This window comes from Paeniglutamicibacter sp. NPDC012692 (assembly GCF_042901625.1).
In the GTDB taxonomy this organism is placed as follows: Bacteria; Actinomycetota; Actinomycetes; order Actinomycetales; family Micrococcaceae; genus Paeniglutamicibacter.
In genome coordinates this window covers 707081-724677 of record NZ_JBIBDE010000002.1, presented here as the reverse complement: position 1 = coordinate 724677, position 17597 = coordinate 707081, and the positions used below count along the sequence as shown (strand labels likewise).

Annotated in this window: 16 protein-coding genes; 12 read left to right on the top strand and 4 right to left on the bottom strand. The window is 64.6% G+C overall.

Annotation, left to right across the window (positions count from 1 at the left end; all coding sequences use genetic code 11):
* Positions 1 to 40 precede the first annotated feature (40 nt).
* From moeB to ACFY5D_RS11425, 9 genes are all read left to right on the top strand, one after another.
* Positions 41 to 1237, top strand: coding sequence for a molybdopterin-synthase adenylyltransferase MoeB (gene moeB, locus ACFY5D_RS11465; RefSeq protein WP_387529398.1), 1197 nt, complete (start codon positions 41 to 43; stop codon positions 1235 to 1237).
* A gap of 151 nt (positions 1238 to 1388) precedes the next feature.
* The gene (locus tag ACFY5D_RS11460; RefSeq protein ID WP_387529396.1) at positions 1389 to 2030 is read left to right on the top strand and encodes a J domain-containing protein; all 642 of its coding nucleotides are present in this window, start codon (positions 1389 to 1391) and stop codon (positions 2028 to 2030) included.
* A 143-nt stretch (positions 2031 to 2173) separates the two neighbouring features.
* Complete coding sequence (locus tag ACFY5D_RS11455; RefSeq protein ID WP_387529393.1) at positions 2174 to 2584, top strand: DUF302 domain-containing protein; 411 nt, start codon at positions 2174 to 2176, stop codon at positions 2582 to 2584.
* A 105-nt stretch (positions 2585 to 2689) separates the two neighbouring features.
* A complete protein-coding gene (locus ACFY5D_RS11450) occupies positions 2690 to 3643 on the top strand; it encodes an acyl-CoA thioesterase (RefSeq protein WP_387529390.1) in 954 nt (317 codons plus the stop codon).
* A 174-nt stretch (positions 3644 to 3817) separates the two neighbouring features.
* Positions 3818 to 5257: a glycosyltransferase family 87 protein gene (locus ACFY5D_RS11445; RefSeq protein ID WP_387529387.1), complete on the top strand. Its 1440-nt coding sequence runs from the start codon at positions 3818 to 3820 to the stop codon at positions 5255 to 5257.
* Positions 5247 to 6659 carry a phytoene desaturase family protein gene (locus ACFY5D_RS11440; protein ID WP_387529384.1) on the top strand — a complete coding sequence of 471 codons (1413 nt, stop codon included), beginning with the start codon at positions 5247 to 5249 and terminating at the stop codon, positions 6657 to 6659. Before ACFY5D_RS11445 ends, ACFY5D_RS11440 begins: the two co-directional genes overlap by 11 nt.
* A gap of 77 nt (positions 6660 to 6736) precedes the next feature.
* A complete protein-coding gene (locus ACFY5D_RS11435) occupies positions 6737 to 8050 on the top strand; it encodes a sensor histidine kinase (RefSeq protein ID WP_387529382.1) in 1314 nt (437 codons plus the stop codon).
* Positions 8043 to 8678 (top strand): response regulator, encoded by a 636-nt coding sequence (locus ACFY5D_RS11430; protein WP_387529379.1) that lies wholly within the window; start codon positions 8043 to 8045, stop codon positions 8676 to 8678. Before ACFY5D_RS11435 ends, ACFY5D_RS11430 begins: the two co-directional genes overlap by 8 nt.
* A gap of 207 nt (positions 8679 to 8885) precedes the next feature.
* A complete protein-coding gene (locus ACFY5D_RS11425) occupies positions 8886 to 9047 on the top strand; it encodes a hypothetical protein (RefSeq protein ID WP_387529376.1) in 162 nt (53 codons plus the stop codon).
* Positions 9048 to 9773: 726 nt separating this feature from the next.
* On the opposite strand, the gene ACFY5D_RS11420 is transcribed toward ACFY5D_RS11425, so the two are convergent.
* From ACFY5D_RS11420 to ACFY5D_RS11410, 3 genes are all read right to left on the bottom strand, one after another.
* Positions 9774 to 11132 carry a hypothetical protein gene (locus tag ACFY5D_RS11420; RefSeq protein WP_387529373.1) on the bottom strand — a complete coding sequence of 453 codons (1359 nt, stop codon included), beginning with the start codon at positions 11130 to 11132 and terminating at the stop codon, positions 9774 to 9776.
* A 487-nt stretch (positions 11133 to 11619) separates the two neighbouring features.
* Positions 11620 to 12498 carry an AfsA-related hotdog domain-containing protein gene (locus ACFY5D_RS11415; protein ID WP_387529370.1) on the bottom strand — a complete coding sequence of 293 codons (879 nt, stop codon included), beginning with the start codon at positions 12496 to 12498 and terminating at the stop codon, positions 11620 to 11622.
* Positions 12499 to 12512: 14 nt separating this feature from the next.
* Positions 12513 to 13172, bottom strand: a complete 660-nt coding sequence (locus tag ACFY5D_RS11410; RefSeq protein WP_387529367.1) for a TetR/AcrR family transcriptional regulator — start codon at positions 13170 to 13172, stop codon at positions 12513 to 12515.
* Between ACFY5D_RS11410 and ACFY5D_RS11405 the strand changes: the two genes are divergently transcribed.
* Positions 13168 to 14190 (top strand): saccharopine dehydrogenase NADP-binding domain-containing protein, encoded by a 1023-nt coding sequence (locus ACFY5D_RS11405; protein WP_387529795.1) that lies wholly within the window; start codon positions 13168 to 13170, stop codon positions 14188 to 14190. The genes ACFY5D_RS11410 and ACFY5D_RS11405 overlap by 5 nt on opposite strands.
* 348 nt (positions 14191 to 14538) lie before the next feature.
* Here ACFY5D_RS11405 and ACFY5D_RS11400 read toward each other — a convergent pair whose 3' ends face one another.
* A complete protein-coding gene (locus tag ACFY5D_RS11400) occupies positions 14539 to 15540 on the bottom strand; it encodes a CPBP family intramembrane glutamic endopeptidase (RefSeq protein WP_387529364.1) in 1002 nt (333 codons plus the stop codon).
* Positions 15541 to 15672: 132 nt separating this feature from the next.
* On the opposite strand from ACFY5D_RS11400, the gene ACFY5D_RS11395 reads away from it, so the two are divergent.
* Positions 15673 to 16905, top strand: coding sequence for a sensor histidine kinase (locus ACFY5D_RS11395; protein ID WP_387529362.1), 1233 nt, complete (start codon positions 15673 to 15675; stop codon positions 16903 to 16905).
* The gene (locus ACFY5D_RS11390) at positions 16893 to 17561 is read left to right on the top strand and encodes a response regulator (RefSeq protein ID WP_387529359.1); all 669 of its coding nucleotides are present in this window, start codon (positions 16893 to 16895) and stop codon (positions 17559 to 17561) included. Before ACFY5D_RS11395 ends, ACFY5D_RS11390 begins: the two co-directional genes overlap by 13 nt.
* Positions 17562 to 17597 lie beyond the last annotated feature (36 nt).

Genomic DNA, 17597 nt, shown 5'->3' with positions numbered 1-17597 from the left:
TGATCCGGTTCCGCAACAACACCAATGGAGTCTAAAACAAATGATAAATCATTCTGTCGACAATGCCATTTTTGGGTTGCCCCCGCTGGTGGAGCCCGGACCGCCGCTGTCGTCTGAGGACCTTGAACGGTACTCCAGACACGCACTAATCCCACAGATCGGGCTCGAAGGGCAACGACGGCTGCGCAATGCCAAGGTGTTGGTTATCGGGGCCGGCGGTTTGGGCTCCCCGGCGCTGCTCTACCTTGCGGCCGCGGGCGTGGGAACCCTCGGGATCGTTGACGACGACTCGGTGGAACTGAGCAACCTGCAACGCCAGGTCATCCACGGGGTGGGCGACATCGGACGCAGCAAGCTGGACTCGGCCAGGGACTCCATCGCGGAAATCAACCCGGGCGTCGAGGTCCGGTTGCACGAGGTCCGACTGGACTCCACCAACGTGCTGGAAATCTTCGAGGGCTACGACGTCATCCTGGATGGAACCGACAACTTCGCCACGCGGTACCTGGTCAACGACGCCGCGGCATTGCTGGGCAAACCGTACGTCTGGGGTTCAATCCTCCGCTTTGACGGCCAAGTGAGCGTCTTCTGGGACAAGTTCGGGCCCAACCTCCGGGACCTGTATCCGGACCCGCCGGCCCCGGGCTCGGTTCCGTCCTGTGCCGAGGGCGGGGTCTTCGGGATGCTGTGCGCCTCCATCGGGGCCATGATGGTCACCGAGGCCGTCAAACTCATCACCGGTGTCGGCGAAACGCTCTTGGGCAGGTTGCTGGTCTTCGACGCGCTCTCCTCGCGCTGGCGCGAGCTGCGCGTCGCCAAGGACCCGGAATCGGAACCCATCACCGAGCTCGTCGACTACGAATCCTTCTGCGGCCTCGCCGAAACGGCCGGCAAGGCCGCCGCGAACGACGCACTGATCGGTGTCGAAGAGCTGGCTGCCAGGCTTGCCAAGCGCGAAGCCGGGGAGGACAGGTTTGTCCTGGTCGACGTGCGCGAACCGGTGGAATTCGAGATCGCCCGCATCCCCGGATCCGTGCTGGTCCCGGTCGGTGGCATCAACGACGGAACATTGCTGGGACGGATCCCGCAGGGCATTCCGCTGATCCTGCACTGCAAGGCCGGTGTGCGTTCCGGGCAGGCGTTGGAAGCCCTCGCCGCGGCCGGATACGAAGACGTTCTGCATCTCGAGGGCGGGATCGACGCCTGGAAACTTGGTTCCCCCGTAGCGGACGGGTAGTTCCCTTGCGGGTGCTCTGGGGGCGGCCAATCGATGATGGGTGCGGGCCAACGCGGGACGGAAATGATCCGTTCCGCAGAATTCCGGGGAATTATTCCCCTCCATGTTCCTATTGCGCATGGCAGCCTTATGGGCAACTCTGGGAGAGTTGATGGCCGTTTTCCTTGGGGGAGAAGCAGTGGATCATTATCAGTACCTGGGGGTCGGGCGTACCGCATCCGCCAACCAGATCGAGGCAGCCGTGAGGCTGGCATTGTTGCGCCATGGCGCCGACGCGGAATTGACCGAGCGGATCATGGATGCCTGGGACGTCGTGGGGGACCCGGATCGGCGGTTCGACTACGATTTCTGGCTGCTGACCCACCCGTCACCCGCAGGAGCCTACGCGTCGGTCGAGCACGGGGCTGCACCCATGCGGATCCCAGAACCCGATGTACCTCGGGCCGCCGTGCAACGACGTGCAACGGGGGCGCTGCCGCCCGAACGAAGCCTCCCGCCCGCTCAAGCTGGGCTTCCCGACACCGCCGCATCAAGGGCATCGGCGGTTCAGCCGGTCTGGCGGGACGAAGGCCCGGGACTCGCGGACAACGTCAGTAGAGGGTTCAATCGGTCGCGCCTATTGGTGCTTCTTGGTCTGGTGGCCGCAACGCTGTGTCTGGTGACGGTTCTGGTGACTTCGACACCGCCTACCGGCATCCTGCTGGTCAACGGAATGTGTTGGCTTGGTTTTGTCCTGATCGGCCGCCTATGGCCTTGGGCAGGTATCCCCGGCGGGCATTCCCGCAACAGGTGAACTTGGGCCCCGTAATTGGTCCTTGCAAGCCATGGGGAAGCGGGCTGTTCCGGTGCAGACAGCGCCCCGGAACGAGACTAGGCTTGGCCGCAACACCGGCAAGCCGACGCGCAACGCACTGCACCAGCGAGAGGACCACGGCCATGGGCTACACGCACAGCATCACCGTTCCACTGGACTGGGAGGAGGCGGTGGCCCGCACCAAGGAGGCGCTTGGGCGCCAGGGCCTCGGGGTGCTCACCGAGATCGATGTCCGCGCCGTCCTGACCGCGGAGATCAGCCGGGAGTCGGCCGACAGGATCGGAGACTACCTGATACTTGGGACCTGGAACCCGCATCTGGCCAACCGGGGACTGCTCACCGAACGCGAACTCGGCGCGCTGCTGCCTTGCAACGTGGTGGTCCGCAGGGCGGTGGGAGCGACCGAAACGACGATAGAGGCCGTCGACGCACTCGTCCTGACCCGGATCAGCGGCAACCCGGCCATTCGCGAGGTCGCCGACGACTTGGACACCCGGTTGAAGGCGGCGATGGAACGGCTGAGGGTCGGCTGAATCCCCGCGTTAAGGCCCCGTGGGGCGCCGCGGGAGCCTCCGCCCGGGGCGGTCCCGCGCCGCAACAATCCGCGCCGTTGCGGGGCTCGCGGCTAGGATTGCCCCATGAACGACGTAATGAAGCTGCGTTTCCTGGCGGCACCGACAGATGTCTCCGAGGACGGTGTCACGGTCCAGGCCGGCCGGGTCCTCGAATGGATCGACAAGGCGGGCTACGCCTGCGCCGTCGGCTACAGCGGCGGGTACTGCGTGACCGCATACGTCGGAAACGTGCACTTCACCAGGCCCATTGAAAACGGCGACCTGATCGAGATCACTGCCCGGATCGTCTACACCGGGCGCAGCAGCATGCAGGTGGTCGTCACCGTCGACGCCGCCGACGTGCGCGAGCGCATCTTCCGCCCGGCCATGGACTGCATCCTGGTATTTGTCGCGATGGACGAGGACCGCAAGCCCAAGCAGATTCCGAACTTCGAGCCGGCCGACGCCGAAACGGCGCAATTGGCCGCCGGCGCCGCCGAACGCATTGCCGGCCGTGCGGAGATCCGCAATGCCATGTTCGGCCAGGCCTACACGGATGCGGGCACCACGCCGCGCGAGACCTTCAGGTTCCTGGCCTCCCCGACGGACGTGAACTGGGGCGGGAACGCGCACGGCGGGATCGTCATGCGCTGGATCGACGAGGTGGCCCGGGCCTGCGCCATGAGTTGGTGCGGGAAGGATGCCGTGGCCGTGTACTCCGGAGGCATCCACTTCCTGAGCCCGATCCACATCGGCGACGTCGTCGAGCTCGAGGCCCGGCTGATCCACACCGGCCCGCACTCCATGCACATCGCGGTGCACGTCCGGGCGAAGGATCCGCGCGGGACAGAGTGGCGCGCCACGACCCAGTGCATGAGCATCTTCGTCACCCGCGACGAGTCGGGACACGCTTCCGAGGTGCCGCAGCTGGTGCTGCGCAGCGACGAGGACCGCCGTCTCGATGAACACGCGTTGGACCTGGTCCGCCGCAGGGCGAGCCTGTCCCCGCTGCGGTTCGCCGAGGAACGAAAGTACTGAGCGGTTTCCCCGCGCCGTCCGGCATCGTTCGCGCCGTCCGGCATCGTCCGCGCGGCACGGCGGAACCCGCGGGGGAACGACGGAACCCGCGGGGAACGACGGAACCCGCGGGGAACGCGCGCCGCGGGACCAGTGGCCGGGATATTGGCGGGTCGACCAACTAGGCTGAAATCCATGAGCCACACCCCTACCCAAGGCCCCCCGAAGCCACGCGTCGGCCCGGTCCGCATCACCGTGCCGAGCCGCAGCGACGCGTTCCTGCGCAAATTCACCGAGGTCATCGGCGGGCCGCTGGGCAGGCATTCGAGTCCGGGGCGCATCAGCCCCGGTTTCTTCACCGTCGAACGCGTGCTGATCATCCTCACGGTCATCGCCGCGCTGCTGGCCGTGGCCTCCAAGAACGCGTGCCGCATGAACGGCTGGGGCGGCACCAACGCCTATGCGTGGGCCTGCTACTCGGACTGGACCTCGCTGTTCCACGCCCGCGGGTTCGCCGAGAACCCCTTTGCCCCGTTCGCCACGGGGGCCGAGTTCGAGTACCCGGTGCTCATGTCGGTGGTCGCGTCGCTGACCGCCGCGCTGATTCCCGCGGGGGAGTACAACAGGGCGCTGGCGTTCTTCGACCTGAACTTCTTCCTGATGGTGGGCCTCTGGATGGTGGTGGTGATCGCCACGGCACGCACCGCCGGGCGCCGGCCCTGGGACGCGGCCATGGTGGCGCTGGGACCGGGCATCATCCTGGCCGGAAGCATCAACTGGGACATGTGGGCCGTGGCCTTCCTGGCCCTGGCGATGCTGGCGTGGTCGCGCCAGAACACCTTCCTGGCCGGGGTGCTGATCGGGCTGGGCACCGCCATGAAACTCTTCCCCATACTCTTCTTCGGCGCGGTGATTGTGCTTGCCATCCGCTCCGGCCGCTACAGGCCGCTCTGGGTGTCCCTGGGCGGCGCGGCCCTGTCCTGGACGGCCGTCAACCTGCCGTTTGCCGTGGTGAACTTCGATGCGTGGAAGCACTTCTTCACCTTCACCGAGGACCGCGGCGCCGGGCTGTCCTCCTTCTGGCACATCTGGAATGTCACCGCGGCGGTGGTTCCGGGCATGGCCACGCTCGACGCAAACCTCATCAACGTGCTGGCGATGGGCCTCTTCGTGGCCAGCTGCGCGGTGATCCTCTACCTGGGGCTGCGCGCACCCGTGGCCCCGCGCTTCAGCCAGCTCGTGTTCCTGATCGTGGCGTCGTTCGTCATGTTCAACAAGGTCTACTCGCCGCAGTTCGTGGTGTGGCTGATCCCGCTGGCGGCCCTGGCCTGGCCCAAGTGGAAGGACTTCCTGCTCTGGCAGCTCTTTGAGGTGCTGCACTTCTGGGCCATCTGGATGTACCTCTACGCCTCCACCGCCGACATCAAGGCGTCCAACACGTTCCCCACCTCCTTCTACGTCATGGCAGTGCTGGCGCACATGGTCGCCACCGGGTACCTGATGTACCGCGTGGGCGAATCGATGTTCAGGCCGGAGCTGGACCCGGTGCGCAGGGTGGGGCAGCTGGACCCGCAGGCCGGCCCCTTCGCCGGCGCGCCTGACAGGTTTGTCCTGGGAGGCCGACGTGGCCTTTGACGCGGCGGTCATCGGCGCCGGCCCCAACGGCCTGGCCGCGGCGCTCACCCTGGCCAACGCCGGGTTGGGTGTCAGGCTGATCGAGAGGAATTCCGGCGTCGGCGGCGCCGCGCGCACCCGGGAACTCGGCTACCCAGGCGCCGTGCACGACCTCGGCTCGGCGGTGCACCCGATGTCCCTCGTCTCCCCGTTCTTCGAACAGGTCGGGCTGCGCAGGCACGTCGACTTCATCGTCCCGGAGATCTCCTTTGCCCACCCGCTGGCCGACGGCCGGGCCGGCATCGCCTGGCGCGACCTGGACCGGACGGTGCAGGGGCTGGGCGCCGACGGTCCCGGCTACCGGCGGCTCCTGGGCCCCGTGGTCGGGCGCATGGACGCCACCGCGGACCTGCTGCTGAACCCGCTGCTGCGCGTCCCCCGGCACCCCGGCGCGCTGGCGGCCTTCGGGCTGCGCGCGGCGCAACTCATGGTCCCGCGGCTCGGCACCGGCGAGCTGGCGGCCGCGATGATTGCCGGCTGCGGCGCCCACACCGCCGGCGGCGGGCGCGGCCCCTCGGCAACGGGTGCGGGGCTCTTCCTGGCGGCCACCGCGCATTCGGCCGGCTGGCCGATCCCGCGGGGCGGTTCCCAGGCCATTTCCGACGCGCTCGCGAACCTGTTCACGGAGGCCGGCGGCAGCATCGAGCTGGACACCGAGGTCACGGACCTGGCGCAGATCCCCGAAAAGACCGTCCTCTTTGACACCTCGCCGGAGGCCATGGCCGCCATCTCCGGCGCCCGGCTGCCGGAGAAGTACGCCAGGCGGCTCAGGGGAACGCGCCGGGCCCCCGGCTCCTGCGTCGTCCACTACGTGCTCAACGCCCCGGTCCCGTGGCGCAACCGGGAGCTCGCCGATGCGGGCACCGTGCACCTGGGCGGCACCGCCGCGCAGATCGGCCGCGCGGAGCGCCTGGCCAACACCGAAGCCTCCCGCGCGCCCTATGCGATCGTCTCGCAGCCAAGCCGCTTCGACGCGAGCCGCGCCCCGGCGGGCAAGCACGTGCTGTGGGCGTACTGCCACGTCCCGAACGGGGATCCGAGCGACATGACCGCGGCGATCACCAGGCAGCTGGAGGCCGTCGCCCCCGGCTTCACCGACACCGTCGAATACTCGGAGGCCGTCACGGCCCGGGGGCTGCAGGCGCAGAACCCCAACCTGGTGGGCGGGGACATCTCCGGCGGCATGACGGACATGCTCGGCATGCTGGTGCGCCCGGTGCTCTCGGCCGATCCGTGGGCGACCCCGGCCCGGGGGATCTACCTGGCTTCGAGCTCCACCCCGCCGGGCCCGGCCGTGCACGGCATGAACGGCCACCTCGCCGCGTGCAGCGCGCTGCGCCGCGAATTCGGGATCGCCGGCTAGCGGGTGTCCTCGATGGCCGCCGGGATTCAACCGAACGGTTGAGCCGCCAGGCTTGCGGATCCCACTACGCTGGAGCTGTGAACACCAGCAATCCCGATGACCTGACAAGCCCCGGCACCGCCCTTGCGGCTGCCGACCAGCTGCCGGCCTCGGCCGGGGAAGTGGTGCTCCGGGTGTTGCGCGTGGGGCTCCACGTGGGCTTCGCGGCGCTGCTCGGCGTCGGGCTGCTCCGCATGCTGGTCTCCGAGGAATCGCCGGGCCGGCGCCTGCTGGCGATCATCCTCACCGGCGTGCTGGCGGCCCTGTACCTGGCCGGGACCATCGCCGAAAAGCGCCACTTCGGCGGCCGCGCGCCAAGCACCGTGCAGTGGGCCAAGTGGTGGCTCGGCGGGGTGGTGGTGCTCTGGCTGGTGCTGATGTACCTGAACGCCGACTACTCCTGGCTGGCGTTCCCGCTCTTCTTCCTGCACCTGCACATCCTGGGACAGCGGCATTCGCTGATCGCCGTGACCATGCTGACCGCCGTGGTCATCGGCGCCGGCGCCTTCCACTCGGGCTCGCTGAGCGCTCCCCAGGTGATCGGGCCGGTGGTCGGCGCGATCTTTGCGGTGGTCATGGGCATGGCCTACCGGGCGCTGTACACCGAGGGGGTGAACCAGCGCCGCGCACTCATTGAATTGCAGGCCACTCGGGCGGCCCTCGCCGAGGAGCAGCACCGCGCCGGGACCCTGTCCGAACGCACCAGGCTGGCCCGCGAAATCCACGACACCCTGGCCCAGGGCTTCTCCAGCATCGTGCTGGTCTCCCGCTCGGCCAGCGCCGCGCTCGCCGCGGGGGACACCGCGGCCGCCGCCGAACGCCTCGAAACCATCGGCGCCACGGCCGCGGAAAACCTCGCCGAGGCCCGCGACTTCGTCCGCGACCTGTCCGGCGGGGAGACCGGGGCCCAGGGACTGGCCGGTCGGCTGCGCAGGCTGTGCGCCTCCACCGAACGCACCGCGGAGGCCGCTGGCCAGGGCTTCGAGGTCGTCTTCAAGCAGGACGGCCAGGCTGTGTCCCTGCCGGCGCCCGTCTCCGCCGCGCTGTTGCGCGCCGCCCAGTCAGGGCTGGCCAACGTCGCCTCCCACGCCCGGGCATCGCGCGCGGTGCTCAGCCTGGGCTACCTGCCCGATGCCGTCACGCTTGACGTGTTCGACGACGGCAAGGGCATGGACCTGGACGAACTTCCCCGCGCGCCGCGGGCCGACGGCACCGGGTTCGGCCTCGCCGGCCTGCGCGAGCGCCTGGCGCTGCTGGGTGGCACGCTGGACATCGAATCGGCCCCGGGCGAGGGAACGGTCCTGGCCGTTCGCATCCCTTGGAACGGAACGGAAAGAGAAAACAATGCCTGACTTGAAGATCCTGCTGGTCGACGACCACCCGGTGGTGCGCGCGGGCTTGCGCGCCGTGCTCACCGAACAGGGCGGACTGACCGTGCTGGCCGAGGCCTCCGACGGCGCCGCCGCGCTGGCCCAGCTGGCGCGCCTTGAAACGCTGGGCCAGCACGTCGACGTGGTGCTCATGGACCTGCAGATGGACGGCATGGACGGGGTCACCGCCACCTCGCGGATCCGCGCGCAGGATGGGCCTCCGGTGCTGATCCTCACCACCTACGACTCGGACGCGGACATCCGCGCGGCGCTGGACGCGGGGGCCGCCGGCTACCTGCTCAAGGACGCCCCGCTGGCCGACGTGCTGGCCGCCGTCGAGTCCGCGGCCAAGGGGCAGCAGGTGCTCTCCTCGGACATCGCCGCCCGGATCACCCCGGAGGCGCGCGCCAACAACACCGACCTGAGCCCTCGCGAACTCGAGCTGCTGCAGCTGCTGGCCCGCGGGCAGAGCAACAAGGAAATTGCCCAGGAGCTCTTCATCTCCCAGTCGACGGTCAAGACCCACCTGATCCACATCTACGACAAGCTCGGCGTGGACAACCGCACCGCCGCCATCGACAGGGCGCGCGGCATCCGGCTGATCCGCTAGCTTCACCTGCGGTCCCGGCTCGGGCGCAATCCGCCCGGTGGCGTGCGAGGATGTGGGCATGTGTTCAACCGTCTTGTGGACGATCAACCACGCCGCGTACACGCCGGGGTTCCGTGACTGGACCCGCGACCGGCTCGGCGTGGAGCCCCAGGCGAGCGCGCTGCGGGTTGAGGCCCCGGCTGGCGATCGCCGGCCACACTGTCTCGCTTGGAAACGGAAACGGCCCTCGATGAAGCAGCCGGGCTAAGGATCGAGAGCGATTGCTCTGCTGACCGTTGGACTCGTTATGAATTTTCGACGCGTGCAGGCATCCCGGGCAGCCTTTGCGTCGGTTTCTTTCGCTTGAAAAATCGGCTGAAAAAAGACTAGACAAGGTATTGGTTTCAGGCGTAGCGTCACACATACAATTACATTTCGTAACGAAACCCTAGCCCGCAGACAAACCTCAGGAGATTCCCCAAACTTCTTCTCTGGTCGAGTGGGACTCCGTTTTCAGGCAGGATTACGCTCCGGATCCTGAGAACATTGGTGCGGTTTCGGCGGCGCAGGTAACCCCCAAGTACCTGCGAATGCAATTGCAGATGCTTCCCCCAAGGGCATCTTCAAATGAAATAGCCCCACCCGATCCGCAAGGAAAGGGTGGGGCTTATTTTTGCCTTCCGGTGGCTGACGAAGCTAGCGGCGATCCAGAATTTGGTAGATTCGGGACTCTGGCTGTCCGCTCACTTGCGCAATGCGCGCCACAGCACCCCCTTCTGCGCAAGCTTCACGCACAAGTTCATTCAGCACCACGGCCGGTTCGTCTCTGTCTCACATCACCATGCGGGCGCACTTGGATTGCGGGATCCATGGGTCCGTGGATACTTCGGGGATGCTTAGTGAAAACAGCTCGACGGAGCCATATGCGAATGTGCCGTCAAGCCGATTCCACCAAACCAGTTCTCCGAGTTGAGCAGCCCTTTGTGGCGTGCAGCTATGTTCCTAAGAGCGCCATGTTATGCCTGGTCGTTCGGCCCCTGGCACCACCCTGCGTGAACGCTATTGAATCGCAGGGTGGGCCGGAATCCTTCGAGTTTCACCTTGAAATGTGAAGCCCTAAGCGGGATTGATCAGGGCGATGTTCGTCCCAAGGATCAGTGCTGTTTCCGCGGTCGATTCCCCGGTGAAGGTGCTGGTTGCCTTGTCTGCTTTCCATCCGGAGGACGTGCTGCCGCCACCACCGCTGAAGCTGAAGGGTCCGATCCGAAGTCCGGCGGACACCTCCCACTTCTCCGAGAACGAGCTGAACGTGGAGTTACTGACCTTGATGGAGAATGACGGCTTGTAGCAAACGACCATCCCCACCTTCTGGACTCCCATGATCCCGTCCTTGCCCCAGACAGCCTTGCTGCCGCCTTCGCCGCCGGGGGAGAACCCCCGGACAAATGGGCCTTCGGAGACGCTACGCACGAACGCCCCGTTGTACCAGCGGCCTGCATCGATGCTGATGCTGTCCCAGGCCTTGAAGTTGACTGTCACTTCCAGGGAGTTGTCCGCGCCGAACTCGTCGATTCGTTCCCAGGAGCCGCCAACGTTCACACTCCAGAAGAAGTTGCCTACCGAGGCGCTGCCGCCGGCCCATGTCTTCTTGTAATCGTATTCGGATTGCGAGTTGGAAAAACTGATCTCGCCGCTGCTGCCACCGGTCCCGGCTTGGACCTTTTGCAACCAGGTCGTCGCATCCATGCCCAGTGAGTAGCCGGGGACCGCCGGAAAGCCGGAAAGGGACGTGTCTTGGAGCTTGGTGTAATAGTCCTTGTTGTCCAACCTAGCGATCGCGTCACTGAGCCCGGGTGTGGATGTTTCGGAGACCAGCTGGTCCAGCACGCGCTTCTTCGAATCGACAGTGCTAGAGGCTGCGGCCAGCTGGGTTACCCAAGCCTTGCCGCCGTAGGTGCCCAGCCATTCGGTGAAGGTGGGGACGTTGTTTCCACCCGTCTCACGAACGTAGGCCTCGCGGGCCTGTCCGTAGGTGTTCTGGTAGTCGTTGGTCGCCAGGTTCAGCGCATTGCGCGCTTGGGAAATTTTCTCTGCCAGTGCCGGGTCCGAGGTGTCGGCGGCGACGACATGGAGCATCTGCCCGTAGGTGTCGTTGAACTCGGTGCCAGCCGAGGTGTAGGCACCGGTGGCGCTGAATTGAGGCACCGCCGAGCAGAAGTCGTACTGCGCTGCACTCGTGTAACCAAGATTGGTCACGGGCCAATCCCAAGTCACAAAGGGGTAGTTGAGCTGGAAATTGGAGGGGTCCACACCGAGCCCGGCGGTGATGGCACCGTAAAGGTGCCCCCACGCCTTGTCGTTGTCCACTGCTGCTTCGGGCGTGGTGATGGGGTGTTCGCTGGTGGTGGCCAGCGGGTGCTCGGTGGTCAGGATCGCAGCGGCGTTGTACTCAAGCTGCTGAAGGACTTCAGTCATGATGGTCAACTTCCTGTAGTGAAGGGGCAACTCCGGAGACTAGATGGCACATGGATCCGGAGAGCCATGTGCAAAACATGGTGTGCGACTCGCCGGGTACCGGCGTTTCCCCGGGCAATGAGGCCTTTAGCGGCCTTCCGGGAGGTGCGGGACGTGGGCCTTTGGATTGACCAAAGAGCGTCCGCGGGTCAGGGGTGCGGGTGGGTGACCGGAGACCGGGCGCCGTTACGGAGTGGCGGATGCATGACCGCTCTTCCATTCCAAGCGCACCCGCGAGAGGGGCGCGCTTTCCATGCCGAAATGCCAGTTGCTGATGGTGGATCCTGAAGGGGTACCATTGCCGGTTCACTCCCCGTGATCCGTCCGATCCACGCTGTGCCGACGAAACGCGTGGTCTGCATTTTTTATATTACGTTTCGCCTTGTAATTAAACTATAAGAAGGAAGATGATCCGTGGCAATAGGGTGGGCATGAATTTTGGAACTCGCTAGGAAGTAGAGATGAGCTGGCGGTGGAACCGGCCGGCTGCCGGTCCAACGGTTCCTGCCGCACGGGGCCCTCCACAGGAGCCAAAGGCGACGATCCGTCCGGATTGAATGATGGTGGTCCGGGTTTTGCCTGGTGCAATCAAGGACGTGGCGACCTGGGTGACTTGGTCGTATTCGGCGAAGTTATCGCATCGTAGGCTGAAGTCTTGGGCTTGTGAACCAGTGAGTAGTCGATGGGCATGCAGGACCGCGTTGGAGAGCAGCATTCCCGACAGATGGTCGCAAGGGTGGTCGAAGATGAATCTGTCCTTCTGGTTCCAAACCAGTCGTGCTTCTAGCCCTTCGGGTTCGTGGTGCACGTCGGCCAAGACGGTCCCGAGGGGGCCGGTGGATTCCAGGGGGGTGGGAGAGGCGTTGCGGCGGATCGCTTGGTAGGCCCTGGGTGGCAGGGTCGAGAGGTCTCCGCGGCCGCTTCCCAGGATGACGCCTCCCGCGACATAGTCGGCTTCCAGTTGCAGATCACTGACTACCTCCTTGCGCGTTTTTGCGGCCAGCAGCCGAACATTGACGCGTCCGGTGAATTGTTCGGGGGTTTCCGGCGCCTTTCCGCCGTGCCAGCCGAACGCGACTTCGTTCATCAGGAAGGCCCAGCCTGGGGGAACCCCCCGATCCAGATGCGCGAAGGAGATTGCGCACTGGCGCATTAGTTCAACGCCCAGAAGTGTTGTAGATTCCGGAAGTGTGTGGTGGAAAGGGTGGCCCTGCGGAAGCGCCACGTTGATCCCCAGAGAGCCGTCCGGATTGGTTTCAGCAGTGCGCAGCAGCACCTGGGTTGCTGAACGCTTGTGGACGAGAGAGCTGTCAACCGGGTGTCGCATGGAAACCTGCTTCCTTAGGGGGCTCGATAGGACAGTGCGCCCAGCGCGCTGGCCACTGTTTGGGACACCAACGCCTCATCGAATCCCGTTAGCCCGGGCATGACGGCCCGCATCAACAGTGGCCCTGTGAGCAGGTCGAGGACCCATTCCAGATCTGGATCTTGAGGGATTTCCCCCCGGCCGGCCGCCCGCAGAATGATCATGCCGGCGCCATAACGGCGGGGGGCGAGGAATTCCTCCACAAAGATTCTTCGCAGATCCGGATCTTCGTGGAGGGAACCCAAGAATCCGGCCAGACTTCGTTTGACGAGTGGGCTGGAGAATAGCTCCAGTTGGTCGCGCTGAATGGCCTCGAGGTCGTCCGGGAGATTGCCGGAATCGATGCATTTATCAAGGTCAATGGCGAACCGGTCCAACAGCAACGCCAATACAAGGCGTGGAATGCCGTCAAAGCGCCGGTAGAACGCCGGGCGGGTTGTATCGGCACGGGAGGCAATCGCCTCTACTGATACTGCGCCGAAGCCGCGCTCAAGAATCAGCTCTTCGGCGGCCCTGAGCAGGGCTGTATCCAGGTTGGCGTTTCGCGGGCGTCCGATTGATGAGACCATAATGATACGCAGTGTAACGGTAAATAAGTGGGATGGCCTAGGGTAACGCAGGGAGGGCAGCATCATCCTTTTAATTTATGGATGTGGTTCCATGGCAACACGTATAGCCGCCCTCGCTTGTGCGGCCGGGTTTGACGTCGTCCTTGCCGGGCGCCCCTCGGCACGACTCGTCGAAGCAGCCGAGCGCCTCAACCTGCCGTGGCGCGCTTCGGGGACCGTGGATCCCGAAGATCTGGATGCCATGCTGAGTGACGTGAAGATCGTTTGCAACACGGCGGGCCCCTTCGCCCATACGGCGGCTGGGCTCATGCGCGCCTGCCTTCGGAACGGGTGTCACTATCTGGACCTGTCCAATGAGGCCACCACTTTCGAGGATGCCTGGTCGTTGGACAGCGACGCCCGGAAAGTTGGGGTGAGTCTTGTTCCCGGGGCCGGATTTGGTACGGCCGCAGTGGAAGCCCTTGCAGCCCACCTGATCGGAAGAATCAAGGAACCGGCCAGCTTGACGATTGTTCGCACCAATGGAGGTGGGGCACGGACTGTCGGCGTCTCGAGGACCATGTTGGAGATCTTGGCCCTACCCGGCGCAGGCATCAAGGACGGCCGATGGTCGGCCCAGGACTGTCGGATCACCGGATTCAACCTGCCCGATGGGCGGCTTACCGGGATCCCCGTGGCGCTGGGGGATGCCTTCGCCGTTGCGCAGGCCACAGGCATCAGGCAGGTCACAGCCTATTCCACTACCCGTATGAACCTCCTGTCAGCGCGGCTCGCCCTGCCTCTGGTCCGCACGCTGGCCAAAACAACTAGGGGCGGCCCGCACCGTTCGACGCGCGAGGGGCGCAAGACCAGGGGATCCGATGTGGATTACACGCAAATCTGGATTCGGGCCACTAACGCCCATGGTGAGACCAAGGCGAGCTATCTCCGAGGACGAAGCGGCAGTGAACTTGCCGCACGCATCGCCCTGCATGCAATTCAACAACTTCGAAATCGCACATCGTCTGGGTCCTTCACCGCCGGCAAGCTCATCGGAACCAGCAACATCCTGGCCCTCCCAGGCCTCCGGATCACAGACATCTAAACACCTGATCCAAGAATACGCACCTGCCGAAAGCCATCCCGGAATCTTTATAGCTGAATGGAACCAACGGGAGTTAAGCGGCTTCCATTTCGGTGGTTCCACTTGGTTGATTGATCCAAGCTAGGCCCGGTATGTCCAGGGTCTTGGGTCTTTGGTAGTGGCGGACAGGTCGAGTGTTTTGCCCTGACCGCGGCCAGTGTTTCGGAACGGTCCCCGGCGACCGCGGCGGCGCTGAATCGGCCGGCATAGCGTTTCCTTGGGTGTGGTTCACTGAAACTCCAGCGCGTGGGAGTCGTGTAAGGCTTGGGACTGGAAGCCATGCATTTAGGGACAGTGCGAAACGCGCGACTATGTGACAGTCGAAAAACTCAAGCGTTCGATCTGACGCTTGTTTGCAAGCTTCACGACGACGAGCACAAAGACCGCTGTTGTGGCTGCCGAGAGCAGCAGGCCGCCCAAGCTCCCTTCGGTGGCGTTCACATCGGCCAAGCCGATGGCGCCCAGGGAGAAGATGACCGAATTGTTGATGACGTGCAAAGCGATGGCGGCCTCGAGGCCGCCGGTCCGCCAAGCCAGCCATCCCGCCGCGAGCGCAAACAGCGCCACATCGAGCTGTCCGTAGATGTCGTACATGTGCCCGAACACAAAGAACGGGATGGGCAGCAGGATCGCGAATGCCGGATGGCGCAGCCAGCCGCCAATAAGTTGCATGAAGTAACCGCGGAAGACGTACTCCTCGGCGGCGGCCTGGAACGGCACCAGCATGATGGTGAGCAGCAGGAGCGTCCACATGTCCGGGCCCGAAAAATCGGGTTCAAACGGGATTCCCTGGACCAGGTCCAGTGCCGTTGAAATTCCGACGCTCAGCAGCAGGACGCCGAAGGCGACGGCCATGCAAGTTCCAAGCCAACCCCAGCGCATGGTTCCGCGCACCGAGGTCAGCATCCCCACCTTCTGGAAATTCATGATGCGAGTGGCCCAGAAAAGCGCCGGAATCATGAGAATGAGCGAGAGCATGGTGAGCGCGAAGGTCACCGGATCGCTCATGTCGATGTCTACGCTTTCCAGCGCCGACATCGGCTCCTCCGTCGAGCTATCCATCGAGGGGTTCGCCAGAATCGCAATGAGGAAAACAACCGTCGCCAGGATAATCATGCCGAAGTAGAGGCCCAACGCGATCAGGCCAACCACAATGGGTTTCCACCAGCGGTAGACCGGGTACGTCCGTGCGAGCCGGTGGTAGGGCAGGGGTTCTGCCGGCTGCTGCTCAACCGGCGTGTACACGGGGTACATGTTGCCGGGGTGGGGCGTCTCTCCGGGCGGAACCGGGAACTGGGGATAGCTGCTCATACGACCATTCTTTATCAGGGGAGCACTTTATTCGTGGACCGAAAGGAGGATCTTGCTGCCCAACCGGCGCGGAAAATGATTGGTCCTTATGGCCGATGCCTCGAAACGGGGGCTGTCTGTAGCATTAAACAAATGACAATCGACCTCGCCGCTGACCCGCGGGCCTCCAGACTTCGCGCCATGTGGGAGCATTCGTGGCGATTGGTGGTGGGCATCGCCATCGGGTTGGCTGCCTTTATCTTCACTTACGGTATCGACCTGCCCGACTCGCCTGCGAAGACGGATGAGGATGGCGTGATGATCATCTTCGACATCCTCTGCGCCTTGGCAACGTTTGCGCTTTACCCGCTGCGGCGGCGGTTTCCCGTGCCGATTGTCGTCGCGATCGTAATTCTGACCGCGTTCTCGGTCTTGTCCGTAGGCGTAAGTTCAATGGCCGTGGTTTCTCTGGCCACGCGGCGCAAGCCGCTGGAGATCATCGGTGTGTCACTGCTCTTTATCGTCTCATCGGTGGTGATAGAGGGGACGCTTCCCGATGCAGAACCCGGCCCGTGGTGGGAAATGACGATCTTCTCCACGCTTTTCGTCGGTGTTTTGATGCTGACGGGCATCAACATCGGCGCACGCCGCCAACTGCTCCAGAGCCTGCGCGAACAGGCCAGCAGCGTGGAACGGGAAAAGCATGCGCACATCCAGTCGGCTCGATCCGGTGAACGGACCCGAATCGCCAGGGAAATGCATGATGTCCTGGCGCACCGTCTCTCGCTTGTGGCTTTGCACGCCGGTGCGCTGGAATACCGGTCGGACCTTTCACCCGAAGCGACCCGCGACACTGCAACGGTGATCAGGGACAACGCCCACAAAGCCCTGAGCGAATTGCGGGAGGTCCTCGGCATGTTGCGCGACCCCAACACGCTGTTTGCCAATGAGGATGCCAGGCCGCAGCCCACGCTGGGACAACTGGAAGAACTGCTTGAACAGAGCCGTGACGTGGGCACCGATGTCGAACTGGTTTTGAGTCCCGGACTCCAGGATCGCCTAGTGACATTGCCGGAATCCACAGGGAGGCACCTTTACCGGGTGGTCCAGGAAGGTCTGACCAATGCGAGGCGGCACGCTCCGGGTGCAAAGGTCGAGCTCTGCCTGGAGGGACGTCCCGGGAAACGAATCCAGGTTCAGCTGAGCAACCCCATGCCGTCTGCGGCCGATCACGGGACAAACGCCCCGGCCGGCGGCCTGCCGCATTCGGGCCTGGGGCTGAACGGCTTGCGGGAACGGGTGCATCTGGCCGGTGGCGATATGGTTGCATCGGCACGAGAAGACGGAACATTTATCTTGAAGGCATGGTTGCCGTGGCAGAAGTGAAACAGCGAGTCCGAGTCGTGCTCGTGGATGACGAGAACCTCGTCCGGGCCGGGCTGCGGATGATCCTGGAGGGCGACCCCGGGATCGAGATCGTGGGGGAGTGCTCCGACGGCATCGAATCCATTGCCGCGGTCAATAGGCTGAACCCGGATCTGGTGCTCATGGATATCCGCATGCCGCGGATGGACGGGATCAGCGCCAGCCAGCGACTCCTCGAACAGCATCCGGACCTCAAGATCCTGGTGCTCACTACCTTCGAAGTCGACGAAATGGTGTTCACCGCGCTCAAGATGGGGGTCAGCGGGTTCCTGCTCAAGGACACGGTGCCCGCCGAGTTGGTCAGTGCGATCCATGCGGTGGCCGGTGGACGGACCACGCTGTCCGAGTCGGTGACCCGCACGCTGATCGACGCGGCCGGTTCGACGCCGCCCAATGCCCGGCGCATCGGTGCCCTGGAAAAGCTGGGCCAGCTCACCGAGCGCGAACGCGAGATCGCGACCGCCATTGCCCGGGGACTGTCGAACTCCGAGATCGCCGAACAGCTCTTCATCAGCCTGTCCACCGTCAAGACCCACATCGGCAGGGTGTTGGAGAAGCTGGACGCTGAGAACCGCGTGCAGGTGGCGATCTGCATCTATGAGTCCGAGGCCCCTTGACCCTCCGGTTTTTCGGAGCGTTCGGGCCTGGATGAC

Bases quoted from the DNA above. Each gene is read 5' to 3' on its own strand.
- ACFY5D_RS11400 (WP_387529364.1), bottom strand. From the start codon at position 15,540: ATGAGCAGCTATCCCCAGTTCCCGGTTCCGCCCGGAGAGACGCCCCAC.
- ACFY5D_RS11445 (WP_387529387.1), top strand. From the start codon at position 3,818: ATGAGCCACACCCCTACCCAAGGCCCCCCGAAGCCACGCGTCGGCCCG.
- ACFY5D_RS11460 (WP_387529396.1), top strand. From the start codon at position 1,389: ATGGCCGTTTTCCTTGGGGGAGAAGCAGTGGATCATTATCAGTACCTG.
- moeB (WP_387529398.1), top strand. From the start codon at position 41: ATGATAAATCATTCTGTCGACAATGCCATTTTTGGGTTGCCCCCGCTG.
- ACFY5D_RS11395 (WP_387529362.1), top strand. From the start codon at position 15,673: ATGACAATCGACCTCGCCGCTGACCCGCGGGCCTCCAGACTTCGCGCC.
- ACFY5D_RS11420 (WP_387529373.1), bottom strand. From the start codon at position 11,132: ATGACTGAAGTCCTTCAGCAGCTTGAGTACAACGCCGCTGCGATCCTG.
- ACFY5D_RS11410 (WP_387529367.1), bottom strand. From the start codon at position 13,172: ATGATGCTGCCCTCCCTGCGTTACCCTAGGCCATCCCACTTATTTACC.
- ACFY5D_RS11450 (WP_387529390.1), top strand. From the start codon at position 2,690: ATGAACGACGTAATGAAGCTGCGTTTCCTGGCGGCACCGACAGATGTC.
- ACFY5D_RS11430 (WP_387529379.1), top strand. From the start codon at position 8,043: ATGCCTGACTTGAAGATCCTGCTGGTCGACGACCACCCGGTGGTGCGC.
- ACFY5D_RS11455 (WP_387529393.1), top strand. From the start codon at position 2,174: ATGGGCTACACGCACAGCATCACCGTTCCACTGGACTGGGAGGAGGCG.
- ACFY5D_RS11415 (WP_387529370.1), bottom strand. From the start codon at position 12,498: ATGCGACACCCGGTTGACAGCTCTCTCGTCCACAAGCGTTCAGCAACC.